The 17,282-nt window shown below is 68.4% G+C and carries 16 protein-coding genes and 3 pseudogenes; 9 read left to right on the top strand and 10 right to left on the bottom strand.

The window, feature by feature from the left end; genetic code table 11:
* Positions 1–16: 16 nt before the first annotated feature.
* Together ACTWQJ_RS26030 and ACTWQJ_RS26025 are read left to right on the top strand one after the other, a co-directional pair.
* Positions 17–745: pseudogene (locus tag ACTWQJ_RS26030) on the top strand (ISL3 family transposase); the annotation flags it as partial.
* A gap of 306 nt (positions 746–1,051) precedes the next feature.
* Positions 1,052–1,552: a transposase gene (locus ACTWQJ_RS26025; RefSeq protein WP_443308991.1), complete on the top strand. Its 501-nt coding sequence runs from the start codon at positions 1,052–1,054 to the stop codon at positions 1,550–1,552.
* Between the two features lie 162 nt (positions 1,553–1,714).
* Here ACTWQJ_RS26025 and ACTWQJ_RS26020 read toward each other — a convergent pair whose 3' ends face one another.
* The 4 genes and pseudogenes from ACTWQJ_RS26020 to ACTWQJ_RS26005 form a co-directional block, all read right to left on the bottom strand.
* Entirely contained in the window at positions 1,715–3,217 is a 1,503-nt protein-coding gene (locus tag ACTWQJ_RS26020) for a hypothetical protein (protein ID WP_443308990.1), read from the bottom strand.
* A 118-nt stretch (positions 3,218–3,335) separates the two neighbouring features.
* Positions 3,336–3,617 (bottom strand): MmyB family transcriptional regulator, encoded by a 282-nt coding sequence (locus tag ACTWQJ_RS26015; RefSeq protein WP_443308989.1) that lies wholly within the window; start codon positions 3,615–3,617, stop codon positions 3,336–3,338.
* Positions 3,618–3,718: 101 nt separating this feature from the next.
* A pseudogene (locus ACTWQJ_RS26010) lies at positions 3,719–3,910 on the bottom strand (transcriptional regulator); the annotation flags it as partial.
* A gap of 143 nt (positions 3,911–4,053) precedes the next feature.
* Positions 4,054–5,580 (bottom strand): FAD-dependent monooxygenase, encoded by a 1,527-nt coding sequence (locus ACTWQJ_RS26005; RefSeq protein WP_443308988.1) that lies wholly within the window; start codon positions 5,578–5,580, stop codon positions 4,054–4,056.
* A 73-nt stretch (positions 5,581–5,653) separates the two neighbouring features.
* On the opposite strand from ACTWQJ_RS26005, the gene ACTWQJ_RS26000 reads away from it, so the two are divergent.
* Both ACTWQJ_RS26000 and ACTWQJ_RS25995 read left to right on the top strand, forming a co-directional pair.
* The gene (locus tag ACTWQJ_RS26000; protein ID WP_443308987.1) at positions 5,654–6,304 is read left to right on the top strand and encodes a TetR/AcrR family transcriptional regulator; all 651 of its coding nucleotides are present in this window, start codon (positions 5,654–5,656) and stop codon (positions 6,302–6,304) included.
* Between the two features lie 439 nt (positions 6,305–6,743).
* A complete protein-coding gene (locus ACTWQJ_RS25995; RefSeq protein ID WP_443308986.1) occupies positions 6,744–8,012 on the top strand; it encodes a hypothetical protein in 1,269 nt (422 codons plus the stop codon).
* 176 nt (positions 8,013–8,188) lie between these two features.
* On the opposite strand, the gene ACTWQJ_RS25990 is transcribed toward ACTWQJ_RS25995, so the two are convergent.
* The gene (locus ACTWQJ_RS25990; RefSeq protein ID WP_443308985.1) at positions 8,189–9,142 is read right to left on the bottom strand and encodes a TIGR01777 family oxidoreductase; all 954 of its coding nucleotides are present in this window, start codon (positions 9,140–9,142) and stop codon (positions 8,189–8,191) included.
* Between the two features lie 210 nt (positions 9,143–9,352).
* Here ACTWQJ_RS25990 and ACTWQJ_RS25985 point away from each other — a divergent pair, with 210 nt between their 5' ends.
* The gene (locus ACTWQJ_RS25985) at positions 9,353–9,907 is read left to right on the top strand and encodes a hypothetical protein (RefSeq protein WP_443308984.1); all 555 of its coding nucleotides are present in this window, start codon (positions 9,353–9,355) and stop codon (positions 9,905–9,907) included.
* Between the two features lie 183 nt (positions 9,908–10,090).
* Here the strand turns inward: ACTWQJ_RS25985 and ACTWQJ_RS25980 are convergent, their stop codons facing one another.
* The 4 genes from ACTWQJ_RS25980 to ACTWQJ_RS25965 form a co-directional block, all read right to left on the bottom strand.
* Positions 10,091–11,059 (bottom strand): helix-turn-helix domain-containing protein, encoded by a 969-nt coding sequence (locus tag ACTWQJ_RS25980; protein ID WP_443308983.1) that lies wholly within the window; start codon positions 11,057–11,059, stop codon positions 10,091–10,093.
* Positions 11,060–11,201: 142 nt separating this feature from the next.
* On the bottom strand, positions 11,202–11,594 hold the full coding sequence (locus ACTWQJ_RS25975) for a hypothetical protein (RefSeq protein ID WP_443308982.1): 393 nt from the start codon (positions 11,592–11,594) through the stop codon (positions 11,202–11,204).
* A 439-nt stretch (positions 11,595–12,033) separates the two neighbouring features.
* Positions 12,034–13,164 carry a site-2 protease family protein gene (locus tag ACTWQJ_RS25970; protein ID WP_443308981.1) on the bottom strand — a complete coding sequence of 377 codons (1,131 nt, stop codon included), beginning with the start codon at positions 13,162–13,164 and terminating at the stop codon, positions 12,034–12,036.
* A 367-nt stretch (positions 13,165–13,531) separates the two neighbouring features.
* Entirely contained in the window at positions 13,532–14,098 is a 567-nt protein-coding gene (locus tag ACTWQJ_RS25965) for an ester cyclase (RefSeq protein ID WP_443308980.1), read from the bottom strand.
* 108 nt (positions 14,099–14,206) lie between these two features.
* On the opposite strand from ACTWQJ_RS25965, the gene ACTWQJ_RS25960 reads away from it, so the two are divergent.
* The 3 genes and pseudogenes from ACTWQJ_RS25960 to ACTWQJ_RS25950 all read left to right on the top strand — a co-directional run.
* A complete protein-coding gene (locus ACTWQJ_RS25960) occupies positions 14,207–14,827 on the top strand; it encodes a TetR/AcrR family transcriptional regulator (RefSeq protein WP_443308979.1) in 621 nt (206 codons plus the stop codon).
* A 9-nt stretch (positions 14,828–14,836) separates the two neighbouring features.
* Positions 14,837–15,136: an MmyB family transcriptional regulator gene (locus ACTWQJ_RS25955; protein ID WP_443308978.1), complete on the top strand. Its 300-nt coding sequence runs from the start codon at positions 14,837–14,839 to the stop codon at positions 15,134–15,136.
* Positions 15,117–15,308, top strand: a pseudogene (locus ACTWQJ_RS25950) (MmyB family transcriptional regulator); the annotation flags it as partial. The gene ACTWQJ_RS25955 and the pseudogene ACTWQJ_RS25950, both read left to right, overlap by 20 nt.
* 66 nt (positions 15,309–15,374) lie before the next feature.
* Here the strand turns inward: ACTWQJ_RS25950 and ACTWQJ_RS25945 are convergent.
* The gene (locus ACTWQJ_RS25945; protein ID WP_443308977.1) at positions 15,375–15,947 is read right to left on the bottom strand and encodes a TetR family transcriptional regulator C-terminal domain-containing protein; all 573 of its coding nucleotides are present in this window, start codon (positions 15,945–15,947) and stop codon (positions 15,375–15,377) included.
* Between the two features lie 331 nt (positions 15,948–16,278).
* On the opposite strand from ACTWQJ_RS25945, the gene ACTWQJ_RS25940 reads away from it, so the two are divergent.
* Positions 16,279–16,998 carry a hypothetical protein gene (locus ACTWQJ_RS25940; RefSeq protein ID WP_443308976.1) on the top strand — a complete coding sequence of 240 codons (720 nt, stop codon included), beginning with the start codon at positions 16,279–16,281 and terminating at the stop codon, positions 16,996–16,998.
* The last annotated feature ends 284 nt before the right edge of the window (positions 16,999–17,282 follow it).

Raw genomic sequence — 17,282 nt, 5'->3', positions numbered from 1 at the left:
GGATCGTTTCCGCAGGGTGTTTACTGCCGTGGCGAGCAAGACGGTCGCGGCTGTGCTGTTTCCCGGTATCAATGTGCGAGTGGAGCGCGTCAGCGACTCCTCCGACGCCCTGGTGGTGGAGGCGGTGTCCACCGGTCGGCCGGGCCGGTGCCCGGACTGCCGGAAGCAGGCGTGGCGGGTGCACAGCTTCTACCAACGCATACTGGATGAGCGGCCGTTGGGCTCCCGTCGGGTCACGGTACGACTGCGGGTGCGCCGGTACTTCTGCGACCGGAAGACCTGTTCCCGCAGAACGTTCGTCGAGCAGGTGCCGGGCCCGACCGAGCGGCACCGCCGCTCCAGCACCGGGCTGACGGGCTGGCTGCGGTCGATCGCGGTGGAGCTGGGCGGCCGTCCGGCGGCACGCCTGTGCCGGAGGCTGCGGCTCGCTGCGGGCCGGACCCGGCTGCTCAGTCTGCTGACGGCCCCGCCGGTTGCGGACCGGGCGCCGCGGGTGCTGGGGGTGGACGAGTTCGCCTTCCGCAAGGGCTGCACCTACGGCACCGTCCTGGTCGACGTCGAGGCCGGCCGGGTCGTGGACGTGCTGCCCGACCGCACCTCGGAAACGTTCGCGGCCTGACTCAAGGACCATCCCGGTGCAGAGATTGTGTGCCGTGATCGGGCCACCGCCTACACCAAGGCGGTCAAGGAAGCCGCCCCCAGCGCCCTGGAAGTCGCTGATCGCTGGCATTTGCTGCAGAACCTGTCCGCTGCGGTGGAGAAGACCTGTCACCAGCACCGCGACTGCCTGCGCAAACACGCCGAACAGGAGCCGGAGGTGACGGTGCCGGAACCGGTCCCGACGGAACTGCCGGTGCCGGAACTGCCCAGCACCCAGATCATCGAGCGGACCCGCCACCGTTACGAGGACGTCCACCGCTTGGTGGAGAAGGGCTGGACGATCAGTGCCATCGGCCGCCGCCTGAACCTCGACCGCAAGACCGTCCGCCGCTTCCGCGACACCGACCTCGACGAACTGCTGGCCTCCGCCCGCGACCGCCGCCCCAACGGCATGCTGAAGCCGTTCAAGGCATACCTCAACGCCCGCTTCACCGAGACCCAGGGCCAGGTCAGCGGCACCCGCCTGTTCCAGGAGATCCACGAACGCGGCTACCGGGGCAGCCGCCAGGTGGTCCGCAAGCACCTCGCCGCCCTGCGGGCTGGCACCGCTGAGCCGGTCCGGGCCGACATCCCCAGTCCGCGGAAGATCACCTCCTGGATTATGCGGCCTCGTGACACCCTGACCGAGAGCCAGGACCGGAGGCTGCTTCAGGTCCGGCTCGCCTGTCCGGACATCACCCGGGCCTGCGACCTCGCCCGCGCCTTCGCTGTTCTCGTGCGTCACCGGCGCGGATTCCTGCTGCTGGAGTGGATCCGCCAGGCCGAGCAGGACGCTCCGAAGCCGATGCGGGGCTTCGCCGGTTTCCTCCGCCAGGACCTCGACGCCGTCACTGCCGGCCTCACCCTCTCGTGGAGTTCCGGGGTCGTCGAAGGCCACGTGAACCGGGTTTAAAACACTCAAGAGAGCCATGTATGGCCGGGCCTCGTTAGAGCTCCTCCGCACCCGCATCCTCACTCAGCCATGACGGAACCGCGGACTGAGCCGCTTTCAAGGTTCTGCCCGCAGTTCCGCGAACGATCTTTGGGTGGATGTGGCCGACCTGATTCAGAGGGGCTACTGAGCGGCCGCTCCGGTTAGGCCACAGAGGTCGAGCAGTTCGTGGAGGCGTTCGGTTGGCAGGTTCGGGTTGGCTGCCGCCCCTTCTGCGGTTTCGGGGTCTTCCAGAAGTGTTGAGATGAGGTCGGGAGGCAGGAGGGGGTTGGCGGCGACGACTCGACGAACGCGGGCGTTGGGGTCGGTGAGCAGGCGGATGGGCGGCTGGGCGAGTGTGGTGTCGGCGGCGGCCAGTGCTCGCACGTCCGGATCCTCATGGTCCAGGAGGTGTTGCAGACCGGTCCGGGGCAGACCGGGCAGCGTCAGCAGATACGGGCGTTGACGGGGAGTGGCGATGAAGGCGTCGAGGACGGTCCTGGGCGGCGCGAGCGGGTGTTTGTAGGCGAGCAGGTGCCGCACGTCCAAGTCGGGGTCATCGGCTAGGCGGGTCACCAGTTCCTCGGGGAGCCTGGGACAGGTCGCGGCGACTCGGCGGAGCAGGGGATGCGCGGATAGCGCGCACGCGCTGTACCAGCTCGTGTCCGGCTCTGCGAGCATCTCAGCGAGCGGGCCGATGTCCGCAGCGGTGCGGCCCGCGATCCGGTCAATAACAGCGCGTTGCGCCCAGGTGCGTTGCAGCGGTTGCACCTGCGCCCGCGCCCGCACCGCGTCGTCCGGATCCCGGGCCAGTTCCGCCAGCATCGAAGGATCGAGGTCGGCCCTGCTGGCGACGCGTTCACGCACCCTGGGATCGGGATGGCGTGCAAGACGCGCAATGGCATCGGCGGGCGTGTGAGGGTTGTGCGCCAGAGCCCACAGGTCACGTCCGCCAGCGAGGCACGCTTCGACGACCGCGTGGGAGACGGCGTAATTGACGAGCAGGAGCCCTCGGTGGTGGCAGTCCTGTTCAGGCAGATCGGCCTCCATGGCCGCGGGGTCCAGGATCCGGCTCTGAACGCGTGCGGCGTCGCGTACCGCGGGATCCGGGTCAGCCAAGAGGGCATCGCGTTGACCGGGGGTGAGCCAAAGCCACATGCCGGCTGCCTGAGCCCGTAGTTCGGGGTTTTTGTGATCGGGCATCCTGTGGTGGAAGGACGGCGGTATCTGTCCGGAGAACGCCAGTTCCTGCTTGATCACGTCGGCCGTGAACAGCTGATCGTGACCGATGTCGTCCTGCGCTGTCAGCAGGGTTTCCAGGACGTCCTCGGGCAGTGCTTCAACCCTGCCCAGCCGCGGGCGGGGGCCCGAGGCGAGAGCATCGCGCACGAGCGCGTCGGGGTCGTTGACCAGTCGACCGCGCTGCGCGGGAGTGACATGACGATTGCGCGCGAATCCTCGGCGGACCTCCCGCTGCGGATGTGCGATCAGCGCGTCGACGATGTCAGCGGGAAGCTCGCGCTCTTCACACAGGATCTTCCAGGCTGCGTCTGCAGCCGGGTCCAGCAGGCGTAGCAGCACCTCAGACGGCGCGGCCGGGTTGGCTGCGACGCCCCGCAGCCACGGTTCCACCAGGGGGGAGGGCATCGGGACATCGTGGCAGCGATCATGGGGCCGTGTCGACACTCCCAGCCGCTGCTGCCGAGCCCGGAAGCTCAAGACCAATCGGCGAAGATCATTCACGAAACTGCGGCCAGAGCCAGATTCAAATAGCCCCATCAGCGGCCCGCAACACCGCCACGACGTCGCGGGCCGTGCCGTCCCAGTCAAGGTAGAAGTCGACAGCCCGCGGGTTCAGGAAGCGAAACCGCACATGGTTGACCGGCCGGGCAGGATCGTCGAACAGAGGCGAGAGCAGTGCCCGGCCCAGAGAGTTGGTCGCCACAACGTCGCCGCAGCCGTTGCCCACCCAAGCGGGCGACAGCTGACCGTCGGGAATCTGCTGAATGCCCGGACGCACCCGCCGCGCCGCCGGACGGCGCCGCACAGCCTCGCTGGTGTTGGCCGCTCGCGCCAGGTCGAACAGGTGCGCCGCTCGGCCTCGTCCAGCTGCAACGCCCGGGCCACGGCATCCAGCACGCTTTCCGAGGCGCCACGCAGGCTGCCACGCTCCAGCTGGGTGTAGTACTCCACCGAGACCCCCGCCAGCTCAGCCACCTCGCCACGGCGAAGACCCGGGACCCGCCGGGTGCCTCCGTGCGAGGCAAGGCCGACCTGCTCGGGAGTGGCCTTGCCGCGGCGGGAGACCAGGAACTCTCGTACCTCGCTGCGGTTGTCCATGACCTCCACGGTAGGAGCCTGCCGCCGCCCCTGGGAGATGCTGCCAGCATCCCCCTCAGCAGCACTCCCATGGACTGAGTGCACGATCGCGCACTCTCATACCGTCGAATCCGGCGGCGTCGGCCCGGCCTGTTTCAGTGCGGTCAAGGACATGGTGGGCAGGGGGCTCGGTCCGCCTCTGTCAGGTTGCCGGCGATTGCGGAGAGCAGGGTTTCACCGCAGGCGGCGGAGTCGTCCGCAGCCCAGCAGACGTAGCCGTCGGGACGGAAGAGCAGGGCGGCAGTGCCCACATCGTCGGTGCAGGTCGCACGGACGAGGTCGACTCGTGCCGGGAGTCGGAGGTCGGCCGGGACGACTCCGGCCAGATCGACCAGTACGGCGTGCCCCGAGCCGAACAGCGCAGACAGCCGGGTGGGGCCGACTGGGGTGACCAGGTCGATGTCTGGGATCCGCTGTCCGGTGAGCGGATGCTCGCCGGGCAGCTCGTAGCGCAGCGACAGGCCGGACAGCAGTCCTGCGAGGTGACGGTTGGTGTCGGGCAGGCGCATCAGGTCGATGAAGATGTCGCGCAGGGCGGCCACGTCCTCGCTCGGGTGCGGGTCGGCCAGGACCCGCTGTGCCGATGTGTGGTGCAGCACCTGGGCTCCGACCGGATGCCGTTCCGTGTGGTAGCTGTCCAGGAGGCCGCTCGGCGCCCGGTCCTGGACGGCCGCGGCCAGTTTCCAGCCGAGGTTGATCGCGTCCTGGATGCCGAGGTTGAGACCCTGGCCGCCCAGCGGCGGGTGGATGTGTGCGGCGTCCCCGGCGAACAGGACGCGGCCCGCGCGGTAGTGCTCCAGTTGTCGCGTGGCGTCGGAGAACCGCGAAGAGTTGTCCACCGCGCCCAGGGTGGTCTCCTCGCCGTACACCGCCTGCAGCGCGGCGGTGATCTCCTCGTGGGTGACGGGGGTGTCGCGGTCGATGTCCGCTCGGTCCGCGCGTCCGAAGGTGAACCGGTACCGGTCACCGCCGAGCGGGGCCAGCATGGCCCAGTAGCCGCCACCCTGACGGGTCAGGGTGCTCATGTGCCCCAGTTGCTGCGGCACCAGCGACGAAACGGCGGACAGACGGACGTCCGCCAGCACCGCCTGATGGGTCCCGGGCCTGCCGGGAAACGGCAGGCCGAGCAGTTTGCGCACCATACTGTGGCCGCCGTCGCACGCCGCCAGGTAGCGCGCCCGCACCCGCAGACCGTCCGCTGTCACGGTCACACCGTCGTTGTCCGACTCAACTGCTGAGACCGCAGTGCCGCGCAGAACCCGCGCGCCGCCGGCGGTCGCCCGCTCCTCCAGCACCTCCTCGATCCCCCACTGGGCAATCGCGATCGGAAAAGGATGCCTGGTCTGCCACGGGGTGCAGTCCAAGGGCACCGGCAGGGCCGCGAAGTGCCCGCCTACCGGATCAGTCGGCACGGCCCGCTGCAGCAACGGCTCCAACAGCCCGCGCATCTGAAGCAGTTCGGCGGTGCGGGGCTGAATCGCGCCGCCCTTCACCTGCTCGATGCGCTGGGGCAGCTTCTCCACCACCAGGGTCTCGACCCCGGCCAGAGCCAGTTCGCACGCCAGCATCAGCCCGGCCGGGCCGGCGCCCACGATGACGACCTCGGTCTCGATCTCCGTCAACACCTTCACTCCGTCTCATCTCTCGCCCCGGAGTAAATGTATACCAGGTGCAGAAATCACCTCGGGGCAACTCCTTGCTACCGTGGGTGTCGTGGACGGCAAGCCAGGACTACGGGAACTCAAGAAGCAGCGGACCCGCGCGGCGATCTCCGATGCGGCGATCACGCTGTTCCTCGAACGCGGCTTCAACCAGGTCTCGGTGGCCCAGGTGGCCGAGGCTGCAGAAGTATCCAAACGCACACTCTTCGCGTACTTCCCGACCAAGGAAGACCTCGTGGTCCATCGCCTCGCCGACCACGAGACCGAAGCCGCCCGGGTGGTGCGGGCCCACCCGCCCGGCACCGCCCCGCTGACCGCACTGCGCGAGCACTTCCTCACCGGGTTGCGCGAGCGGGACCCGATCACCGGGCTCAACGACCATCCCCAGGTGCGGAGGGTCCACCGGATGATCCTCGACGCGCCCTCACTGGTGGCCCGGATGGAAGGGTTCAAGACCGGCGCCGAACGCGCGCTCGCCCAGGCGTTGCAGGAAACGGCAGACATTCCGGAACTCACCGCGCGGCTTGCTGCCGTCCAAATCGTCGCGGTGCAGTGGGCGCTGGCACAGGACAACGCCGAACGCCTGGCATACGGGGAACCCGCCGACGAGCGCTATGCGGGTGCCGTGGAAGACGCCGAGCACGCGTTCACGCTGCTGGAGAACGGGCTGCGCCACCTGACCCCGCAGCGGTGAAGCGGGGCCCCGCGAGCAGCGGGCCTCGACACGCTCCGCGCTCCCGGCCGATCGCCTCGGCATCACCCCAGCCCCAGCACTTTCAGGACAACCCGGCAAAACCGCCACCGGCTTCAGGGGGGTCTCCTGCTCCGCGGGCTGCGAGGTGGCCGTCGTCTGCTCCTTCCCCAGGAGAGCTCCGGAAGCCGGCTATCTGATTACGGAGGGCTCGAGGACCCCGTGCTTCCTGCGTGACTTCCTTGTGTCGACGCTGTGCCCGATACGGCGGTCCTGCGCCGGACGGAGCGTCACCCATGGCTTGACTCCCTCTGGAGATTCGCCGGGTCGCTCCACTTGACTGGCATGGACATGCTCGAGTCGCAGGGGGATCACTGTGATTTTGAATCACGAACGGACGTTACGGCGCGGCATCGCGCTGGGCGCTGCCAGCGCCGCTGTCATGGCAGGTCTGACCATGGCGGGACCAGCTCAAGCGGCAGACCGTCAGGGAGCGGGAGAATCGATCGGCGGTGTCACGGCCGAGGTCGGCGGCGGTTTCGTCGAGGCTGACTGGGCGGATGTCGGCGGAGCCGTTTCGTACCTCGTCATCGACGAGCGCGAGCACAAAGTGCTGTGGTCCGGCAAGGAGTCGCAGGCGAAAGTGCCCTTACGGACCGGGAACTCGGCGGACCTCCTGGTCGCGGCCGTCGGCAAGGACAGCAACACCTCCGTCACCAGGATCCTGGCGACCAATCCGCCCGCCGGCACCCGCCTTGAACCGCTGGTCTCGGTCAGCACCCCCGCAGGCACCCTGGTGTCGTGGCAACGTGCGGAGGGGGTCCGCAGCTACCAGGTCGCCGGCGGCGGACTCGGCGGGCAGCGCAGCCTCTCGGCAGACAGCGCCACACTGAGCGTGCGCAGCACGCGGGTGCTCGGCCAGGAGGGCCGCATCGAGGTGATCGGGCAGACGCCCATACCGAAGAGCCGGGAGGAACGGCAGCCACCGGGGCAGCGCTACGGTGTCGAGCTGACCGCGCCCTCGACCAGGCTCTCCCAGGTGTCCGCCGCGGCGAAGCCGGGCGACGCGGTGCCGTTCTCACCGACGGGGATCACCTCCACCGTCACGGACTACGAGACGTTCATTCCGAGTCGGTACCTCGATGCGCCGGAGAGCTGGACGGACTTCCCCTGCGAGGGTGAGCTGTTCGGACCCGACTACTGGTACAGCGGCGACAACCGCCAGGTCGGCCACGGCACCGGCAAGTACCGCACCAGGGCTGCGTCGTACCGGTTCTGGACCGCGCCGGGCTCGGACTGGACGAGCGAGCGCATCTCGCCGACCAACCGTTACATCCGGGTCCTCCCGGAGGACGGCGGATGGGCGTACGACTCCACACGCACCGCCGACGGCGACGACTTCGACGTGCGCAACATCAGCAATGACGGCAGCTATGCGCGTACGGTCATCGAACACGATGTCGGCAACCCGTACTGCACCTCGCTCGCCGGCATCACATACGCCAACCAGCAGGACCTGTACCAAAACGGCGGGCACTACATCTACGGCTCCCACGACAAGATGCCGGACCACCAGTTCTACCGGACCGACTACTACGGCCCCGAGGACGAGACGCCGGTCGAGTCGCTGATCTTCCATCACGAACTGGAAGACCCCAACTGTCTCGTGGGGGTCGTCTGCGGGTCGTGGCGGTATCAGTACGTGCGCTGACCACCCGACACCGACACCGGCACGGCACCCGGTTCCGCGAGGAGCCGGGTGCCGTCGCATCGTCCCGGCGGCTGGGAGCCGGTCTGCGGCCTGGGCGCCGGAACGTTTCGCCGTAGCGTCGGGCGCGAACGGGCTCCTGGCTGCGTGTGCCGGGGCCGGCCGACTCCCCGGACCGCTCAGGTGCGGGATCGCTCCTGACGCACCCGCCGCACGAGGTCGACCGCGGCCTGCGGCCACTCGGGGTGGTCGAACGCGAATCCCGCTTCGAGCAGCCGACCCGGCACCACCCGTCGGCTCTTGAACAGGAGCTCGGTGTCGGAGCGCAGCACGAAGGCGCCGATCTCGGCCATCCACTTCGCCGCCGGCAGGCCCACAGGGATGCCCCAGGCCCTGCGCAGCGCGCCCATGAACGCCCGCTGCGGCAGGGGGCTGGGGGCCGCGAGATTGACCGGTCCAGCGACATCCTCCCGGTCGATCAGAAACTCCACCGCGCGGACGAAGTCCCGATCGTGAATCCAGGACACGTACTGCGCGCCGCCCGCGACCGACCCGCCGAGGCCGAGGCGCGCCAGCCACAGCAGGTAGTCGAAGACGCCACCACGATCGGGGCTCATCACCATCGCCGAGCGCAGGGCCACCCTGCGGGTATGCGGCGTCCTGGCCCGCTCCTGCTCCTGCTCCCACTTCTTCGCGATCTCGACGCTGAAGGCCCAGTAGCCGGGAACACCGGGTTCGGTGCCACCGATCACCCCGGTCGCCTCGTCGTGGGGCTCCTCGAAGCGGTGGGCGTAGATGGTGGCGGTGCTCATCTGCAGCCAGACCCGGGGAGGCCGCCGGGCAGCCGCAATCGCCTCGCCCACAACACGCGCGGAATCCACGCGCGAGTCCATCATCTCGCGGAGGTTCTCCTCGGTGTAGCGACAGCTCACGCTGCGGCCGGCCAGATTGATCACGACGTCACTGCCGTCGATCGTCTCCGTCCAGGGGCCGAGCGTTCGGCCGTCCCACCGGACGTCACGGTCACGCACCGGCCGTCTGGTCAGAACCACGACCTCATGGCCCTCGGCGGTCAGCGCACGGTTCAGGATGCCGCCCACCTGACCGGTTCCCCCCGCCAGAACTACCTTCACCCAGGCCCTCCCTCACACTGTGCACCGAGACCATGGCCTGCGCGCAGCGGCCTCCCACGGCATGACCGTACAGGTAGGCCGACCGGCCACGTTTCGCTGCCCGCACTGGAATTGAGTAATCAGCGGGGTCGACGGCTGTGGCCGTGGCATCTTGGGCGAGTGATGCGCAGAGACGAAGCGGAGTGGCTGGCGACTCAGCGTCCGTCGCGCGTGCGTGAGGTCCAGGCAGGTCGCCTCGCCTGGACCGAGGTCGACCTCATCGACATCGAGGGCGGGTTCGCGCATCCGTTGCGTGACGGGCTGGAAGTCTTCGGCGTCCAGGTGAACTATCTCCGGATCGGCCAGCCCCGCCATCTGGTGGCGGCACTGGACGGCAGCCGACCGATCGCACCGTATGTGATCGTGTCCTGCCACGGCGACGAGGGACGCATCCTGATGGACGATGTCGCCGAGGAACTGGCCAGATTCCAGCCGTTCAACGGTGCCGTCGGCCCGGACCGAGTACGCAAACATTTCCACCTGCCGAGCAGCGTCACCCTCGTCACCGGCTGCGACACTGGGGAGCCGGCACTCGCCGACGCCTTCCTCGACGCCGGCGCCGGTATGTATATCGCCCCGCGCGGCGCCCCGTTCGGCTATGCGAGCGTATTCGCCCCGTTGTTCTTCTTCTACGAACTCACCGAGCAGCGCACCCCCATGGAGGCCGTCGAACGCCTTCGCGCGCACGATGACGAACTTGCCATGTGGCAGCTCTATCGGCGCTGACCCGCAAGCCCGCGACCTGTCCGGCCGGGATGCTTCGGGGAGCTCATGGCAGGGTGAGATGGGAGTCCGGACGGCGCATCGTGTCCCCGTGGAGCGTCAGGGTCGGCGTGCCCAGAACAGGCATGCCCGCCGTCGCCCTCCGGGATGAACTCCTCACGCTCGACTGTCAGGCCGGCCTGGTGGTCAGCCCGTCCGGACCAGGAAGCGCTGATCGTCCGCGCCCGTACAGGGCTCCTCGATCGCCTCGGCCCCCTCGACGGTGTCGTCGTCGACCAGGCCGAGGCAGCGACTGCTGTTGGCCGGGCGGATTCGGAACCCCCCGGTCTCATCGGTGCTGACGGGTTCCAGGCGGAACAGGGTGGCGTGGGCACAGTCGTTCCGAGGTTCGAGCATTCCCTTGACCTCGCCGGTGCTCATGACCGTCAGGCACCCCTTGCCCTCCTGAGGGTGGTGCCACTGGATTCGGTACAGACTCTCGCCGGCCGGTTCGAGGTAGGTACGCGGCACGGTGATCTGGGCGCAGGGAAGCTGGACCGCGACGGCGTGGTCGTAGGCGCCGTCGCGGTCGCGTCCGTCGGTCAGGCAGAGGTCGGGCGTACGCGCGGGGTGGATGGTGACCCAGCCGCCGGTGGGAGATCCCTGTGTGTTGGCGGTGTCGGAGTCGTCGGGGATCAACCCCCAGGCCACCACGGCGAGCAGTGGGACGATGAGGGTGGACGCGAGCGCCACTGTGCGGCCCTTGAACCGGCGTGGCTGTATGCCCGCGACTTCTGCGTCTTGCGGTTGAGGCCGGTGCTCGAGGTGCGGCGGCTGGTTCTCGTCCGTCTGGTCACTCGCGCTGCTCCCAGATGCCGTTGCGGGCACGTCGGGGGTGCGTGCGGCGATCTGGTCCCTGGCGTCCAGCCAGAGATCGACCCGCTGCCCCTCCCCGCAGGCGCGCACGAACGCGGCCAGCATCTCCGGCCGCGGCAGGTTCGTCCGTCGCAGGACGTCGGACAGCGTGCTGCGCGCGAGCACGTCGCCGTTCCGGGCTGCCCGCTCCTCCAGTTCGCGATAGGTCAGCCCGGAACGCTCCTTGAGCTGCCGCATCGATTTGATGAAGCCGACAGCGTCCTGCGCCTCGTTCAGCGACGACTCCCCCTGGTTCCCCATGGCGTCAGTGTGCTGGGGACATGACATGCGAGGCAACGGCCGATTCCGCCGTGTTCGCTCTTGGCGAGCGCAGGGGGCTGCATTCGCCTGGTCGAAGGTGCCTCCCTGTGCTCCCTGGACCGGCGTCGTTGGGGGTGGGTGCTCAGTATTGGAAGGTGTTCCGGTCGCAGTAGCGATCGGTGCCGTACGCGCCGTCACGCAGGCAGACACGCAGGGTGTAGGTGCCCCTCATCGGGCTGTACGAGCCGTCGATGCACTTCCCGCTGCCTTGCGAGGCGTGCAGGGTGTGGACGTTTCCGTTCGGCATCGTGAGGTGAGAGACCGTGCGCAGGCCGTCCGGTGTTCCCTGGTCGCAGGTGAGCTGCTTCAGGCTGGTGCCCGTCGTCACGGTGCTGTAGCCCCAGCCTCCGCTGGGCGATTCGTAGGAGAACGTGATCCACTGCTCTGCGGCATGCGCGGGTGATGCGGCAAGGGCCGTGGCTGCTGCTATGGACACAGCGGCAGCGGCCATCGAAGCCGGGCGGCGCAGTCTCATTTGCCTTACTCCTTTTACCTCTCGGCGGATGACGTATCCGGTTCCGGCCTCTAGTCATAGTCATGCCCATGACAGTCGGCACCGGCTTGGACTCGGCCATCCGATGACGGGAACCACTGCCGCGGAGGCAGTGCTCGCCGAGCTTGCTGGCCCAGGGGCGGTCAGGACAAGAGCAGCAGGTTGTCCCGGACACTCCGCTGCTGTCCGGCCTGGTCAGAGCCTTGTCCGGGTTTGGGGCCGGACCTCCTCCGAGACCGGGCCGATCACCGTGAGGGCGTCAGGATGCGGTGACCGCCGGACGCCCTGTCCTCTCAGACTCACGACCACGGCCTTCGTCTTGATCCACTCCGTGCCGGAGCCGAGCGCGGCGCCGCGTGGCTGTGCAGGTCGTACGCCGACGCCTGCGGCACGTCCGCGTACGCCGCCGTTGAACGGCCATTCAACGGCTGTCCGTCCCGCGCAGTGTGTGGCGCTGGACGATCCGAGAGACGTCACGCATGGTGATGATGCCCACCAGGTTCGGTCCGTCGGTGACGAGGATGCGCATGCCGCTGACCGGGCGGAGCCTTTCGAGCACCTCTTCCAGGAGGTCGTCCGGCGCGCAGGTCGTGCACTGCGACAGCGGGGTCGCCACGTCACGCACGCGCTGTGTCCTCCGCTGCGGCGCGGGGATCCTCGCGAGCCGCGGCAGGTCGAGCAGGCCGCTGGGGCGCCCTTCGAAGTCGATCAGTGCCAGCGTCGAATGGCGGGCGCGCAGGGCCACCTCCTCGACGCAGCGTTCCACGGTCCACCAGTCCGGGCAGGTCTCCACCGGACTCGACATGGCATCGGCGGCTCGTACGCCGCGCAGGGCCGGGGCGAGTGCGGCGCGTCGGCGTTCCGCGCCGGCGACGATCAGGACGAACAAGCCGAGGAACATCAGCCACAGACCGCTCAAGGCGCCGCGCAGGAGGGAGATCCAGCCGACGGTGATCATCAGGATGCCGAGGACCTGGCCGCTGCGTGCGGCTGCTCGTTCGGCCCGGTCGCGGTCGCCGGTACGCCACCACATCAGCGCCTGTACCACCCGCCCTCCGTCCAGCGGTGCGGCCGGCAGCAGATTGAACACGCCCAGGACGAAGTTCACCCACCCGAGCCAGACCAGGACGGCCGACGGCACCACCCGGCCGGACAGCGCGTCCAGCCCGATGCCTGCCCCGAGCGCCGCCGCACCGACGACCAGGCTGGTGAGCGGCCCGCTCACGGCCACCAGGAAGGCCGCCCCGGCCGCGCGCGGCTTGCCCATCTCGGTCATCCCGCCCAGTGCCCAGAGCGTGATGCTCTGGACCGGGATGCCCTTCCTCCGCGCCGTGACGGCGTGGGCGGCCTCATGAGCCAGCAGGCTGCCCAGAAGCAGCAGGGCCCCCGCCAGGCCGGCGACGGTGTAGGCGGCGTTCGACTGGTCCGGAGTCCAGGCGGGGAGCGTCTGGCTGCCCAGGCTGTACCCGAAGAGCACCACGAGCAGGGGCACGGTCCAGTGGATGCGCAGCGGCACCCCCAGAACTCGTCCCATCCGTACCGAGCCGTTCATCTCCATCTCCTGCGAACCGAAGCAGGCGGTCCTCCATCCGAGCCGATACGCCGGCGTACAAAGGGACCGGATCAGCGCGGTGTCCGTCTACTACCAGTCTCGCTCGGCAAGGGACGGTCGCGGAGGGAGTGACGGTGGGTCGTCGCCGTCGCCTGGCCGGCGTTGCTCCGGCGCTTGTCCGCGGGGGAGGGCCACGACGCTGGGTATGGACGGATACGGCCGGAGCAAGGTCGCTGGACGGTCGCTGGTTGTCGAGCCCCGACAAGGACGCCCAGCGGATCATGGACGAGGGACCGGCGCCGGATCGAACCACACAGCTCACGATGGCCTACGGCTGAGTGCCGGCCTTCCGCGGCACGCGCTCGGTTCAACGGCTCCCGTGCACGGGGGCGGCCGCTTCGGCTGCCTGTGTCGTGACGCGGACGGCGGCGCGAGCGGCGCGCCCGGTCACCTTCCAGGCGATCATGCGCAGTGCGGTCGCCGGGACCGGCGGGAAGACGCCGAGTTGAGCCAGCATGGTGACGTCGTCGCGTACTGCCTCATGGCCGACCACCTTGCCGTCACGCAGATCAAGGACGTGGATCTGCTCGATGTCGATTTCGCGCCCCGTCGGGGGTATGGCCTGGTCGAGCGAGCCGTCGCGGAAGCGCACGAAGGGGCCCGTATGGCGTCCCTGCATGCGCAGCCGGACCCAGACCTGCCGGTCATTGCCGGCCGTGTCCACGATCGGGAAGCGCAGCTCACTGAAGGCGGAGCGCATCCACACACCGGAGGCGAGCACGCCCGCGGGTCCCGGACTCGAGCAGGCCGCGGGCGCCACGGCTGCCTCGCGGTTGCGGAAGTCCTCCGAGACCAAGTCGGCGGCCAGATCCGCGTCTCCGGTCTCGAGGATGCGGAAGAGCCCCTGGGCAAGGTCGGCAGCACCCGTTCCCATGATCGGTCACACCTCTCGTCACCTGCTGATCCGCCAAGCGCGGAAGCAAATTGAGGTTACACAGTACCTAATCATTAGTGGTTTGGTGGACCACCGTAGGATGGGGCGATGCCGTCCAAGCGCTCCTACGTCTCCCCCTTGCGCGAACAGGCCGCCGCGCGAACCCGTGCGCAGATCCTTCAGCGGGCCACCGAACTGTTCGCGGAGCGCGGCTACGGGCTGGTGACCATTGCGGACATCGCGTCCGCCGCCGGCGTCTCCCCCAAGACGGTGTTCGCGAGCGTCGGCAGCAAGGGCGACATCCTGGACCGGATCGTCGATCAAGGGGTGGCCGCGTCCGGTCACGAGCAGGCCGTCCAGCAGTTGCTCGGCCAACGGACACCCGAGGCGGTCCTGGACGTACTCGCTCGTGGCACGCGTGCCGGCAACGAGGAGCACTTCTGCGTGCACGAGGCGATCTACAAGGCACTGCCGGTCCACGAGAACGGTGAGGCACTGTGGCAGCGCGCCACGGCGGCCTACCGGAACGCGCTCATCACCGCCGCGCACCACCTCCATGCGCTGACTCCCCCGCCCTTCTACACGGAGCAGGAAACGGCAGACTCGCTGTGGTTCTGGTTCGGCCCTTCCGGCTGGCGCTCGCTCGTGGTCGAGAACGGCTGGTCATGGGGCCGTGCCGAGGAATTCCTCCGCCACACGGCCACCGCCACGCTGTATGCGCGTCCGTAACGACCACTCGTGACCAGGAACAGCCACGGCGCCGTCGGCGGACAGCCGGGCGCGAGCCTGGTACTGCCCGCGCCTCACCCGGTCAGCAATGAACCCCGGCCCACGACGGTTGCACTGCTGGACCACCTCGATCCCACGCCGGCGTGCCCGCTCGGCCCCATCTACAACATTCCTGGCGCGGAGCGACGCGTGGAAACGGTGTGCAGGCCGCTCGCAGCACTGGATGAGGAGCAGCCCAACTTCATCCGGAACTGCTTCCTCAACCCCGTGATGGGGCGCAGACCACGATTTCCGCTCCCTGGTCGATGACCTGACCGCGGTTCCCGAGTTCCCAAAGCGACGGGCCAGGCACCCGGTCGCCTGTCGACGGCAAGGCGTCAAGCGACTCCTGCATCCCGTCGCAGGGAACCTGCACATCACACTGCGACAGGACCGAGGCGGCCATGGCTGCCCTTCTCGCCTCAGCGCCCCGTCGCAGTGAGACGCCGGGCCGGTCCGATGCGGATCGGGGGCCGGCGCACGAGACTCTCGTCAGCCAGCCTGCGACTCAGCGCAGCAGCACACCGAAGACAACCGTGAAGAATGCCTCGAACGCCCGAGCGGAGCGGTCGGCTCGAGCGGTGATCAGTGCACCCTCCCACGCGCTCAGCACAAAGCGCGCCAAAGTGGACGCCTCCAGCGCCTTCGCCACCTCACCCGCCTGCTGGGCGTCGGCAATGGCGAAGGCGAGCGCGTCGGTCCACGCCTGGAAGCTGTCTCGCGCTGTCGCACGCACCGCATCACTGTGATCGGCGACCTCGACGGCAAGGTCGCCCACGAGGCACCCTCGGTTGAATTCGGCTCGGACGCTCTCGTCGCGCAGGAACTCGAAGTGCTCACGCAGCCGGGTCAGCGGCGCGACCGACGGGTCACGCAGACGTTCCAGCCGCCGAGTGGCGCCGTAACGGTCCAGAGCCACGACGGCCAGGGCTTCCTTGCTCTCGAAGTGGTTGTAGAAGGACCCCTTAGGAGCACCGGCGGCGTCGGTGATGTCCTTCACGCCCGTTGCCGCGTAGCCGCGGGCATGGAATTGCTGAACTGCCGCAGCGATGAGGTTCTCACGCAGACTGGCTCTCGGCACAGCCGGACCTCCTCCCGTACAAGGTGGGCGATCACCTTACAGGCCGCACACCATCGTCGAACTGACTCCGCTGCCCGCTCCTGCGTAGCACCCTGTTTCTACCGCGCATTCCAAGACGAGCGGTCACATTCAACGCTAGCAGAGTCGAGCCCGTCCACTCGCCTCCCGCGCCGCGAACCGCTGGCACTTCCTGGATCTTGCGGATCGCATGGGCTGTCGCACAGGCGATGGGCCTTGCATCAGTTAAGACGACCGGTCATTATCAAGTTCAGGGATCGACCACCCGGAACCCGCCACCGAGGGCAACGACATACAAGCAGGAGGACCTGCCATGAGTGATCTCACGGCCCATGTCATCAGGGCGCATGGCGGCCTGGACCGCTATGAGCAGTACGAGTCGGCCACCGTCGCCTTCCGCTCCGGAGGGGCACTGTGGGCGATGAAGGGCCAGGAGGGCATATTCGACCGTGCTGCCGTACGAGTCGACCTTCGTCGGCAGCACGCGAGTCACTACCCCTTCACCGGACCAGGCCTACGTACCTCCTTCACCGCCGAGCGGGTCGCCGTGGAAAATGACCACGGCGAAGTGCAGGCCGAGCGTCTGGCGCCCCGGGATGCGTTCGCAGGTCACACTCTCGAAACCCCTTGGGACGACCTGCATGTCGCCTACTTCGCCGGTTACGCGATGTGGACGTATCTAACGTCCCCCTTCACCTTCGTCTCCCCCCGTTTCCGGACCGAGGAACTACCGCCCGTGGCACAGGATGGCGACATGTGGAGCCGGCTCAAAGTCACTTTCCCCGACAACGTCGCCACGCACAGCCGGGAGCAGGTCTTCTACTTCGACCAGGCCGGACTGCTTCGCAGGCACGACTACACCGCAGAGGTCCTCAACGCCGGGCCGGCCGCGCACTACACCTTCGACCACGCGGAGTTCGGCGGAATCATGGTTCCTACCAAGCGACGCGTCTACCCGCTGGGGGAAGACGGCGTGGTGCTGCGCGACATTGAACTCGTCACCATCGACATCGAAGACGTCAAGTTCGACTGACGTCGACAACCGATCGAGGGGCGTCCGTGCGGCCGTGTCGCAAAGAACGTCCTGCCGGTGCAGGCGCGGTGATCCTGTCCCTGCCTCCTCACCCACGCATGCCATTCACCCCTCGGCCTTCGAGGAAAGCCGAGGGGTGGTGAACTGCTCTCGAATGAGTGTGCATAAGCGTGCATGAGATTACTCTAGTGGTGCTATGATCTTCGCGTGAATCTGACTGAGTGGGCGCGGGCGCAGGGGATCAGTCCCCACACGGCGTATCGCTGGTTTCGTAACGGGACACT

The organism is Streptomyces sp. KR55 (assembly GCF_052245645.1).
GTDB classification, from domain to species: Bacteria; Actinomycetota; Actinomycetes; order Streptomycetales; family Streptomycetaceae; genus Streptomyces; species Streptomyces flavusporus.
This window is presented reverse-complemented; position numbering and strand designations above follow the sequence as displayed.

Bases quoted from the DNA above. Each gene is read 5' to 3' on its own strand.
- ACTWQJ_RS26025 (WP_443308991.1), top strand. From the start codon at position 1,052: ATGCTGAAGCCGTTCAAGGCATACCTCAACGCCCGCTTCACCGAGACC.
- ACTWQJ_RS26020 (WP_443308990.1), bottom strand. From the start codon at position 3,217: ATGCCCTCCCCCCTGGTGGAACCGTGGCTGCGGGGCGTCGCAGCCAAC.
- ACTWQJ_RS25995 (WP_443308986.1), top strand. From the start codon at position 6,744: ATGGCAGGTCTGACCATGGCGGGACCAGCTCAAGCGGCAGACCGTCAG.
- ACTWQJ_RS25980 (WP_443308983.1), bottom strand. From the start codon at position 11,059: ATGGGGAACCAGGGGGAGTCGTCGCTGAACGAGGCGCAGGACGCTGTC.
- ACTWQJ_RS25975 (WP_443308982.1), bottom strand. From the start codon at position 11,594: ATGAGACTGCGCCGCCCGGCTTCGATGGCCGCTGCCGCTGTGTCCATA.
- ACTWQJ_RS25970 (WP_443308981.1), bottom strand. From the start codon at position 13,164: ATGAACGGCTCGGTACGGATGGGACGAGTTCTGGGGGTGCCGCTGCGC.
- ACTWQJ_RS25965 (WP_443308980.1), bottom strand. From the start codon at position 14,098: ATGGGAACGGGTGCTGCCGACCTTGCCCAGGGGCTCTTCCGCATCCTC.
- ACTWQJ_RS25960 (WP_443308979.1), top strand. From the start codon at position 14,207: ATGCCGTCCAAGCGCTCCTACGTCTCCCCCTTGCGCGAACAGGCCGCC.
- ACTWQJ_RS25940 (WP_443308976.1), top strand. From the start codon at position 16,279: ATGAGTGATCTCACGGCCCATGTCATCAGGGCGCATGGCGGCCTGGAC.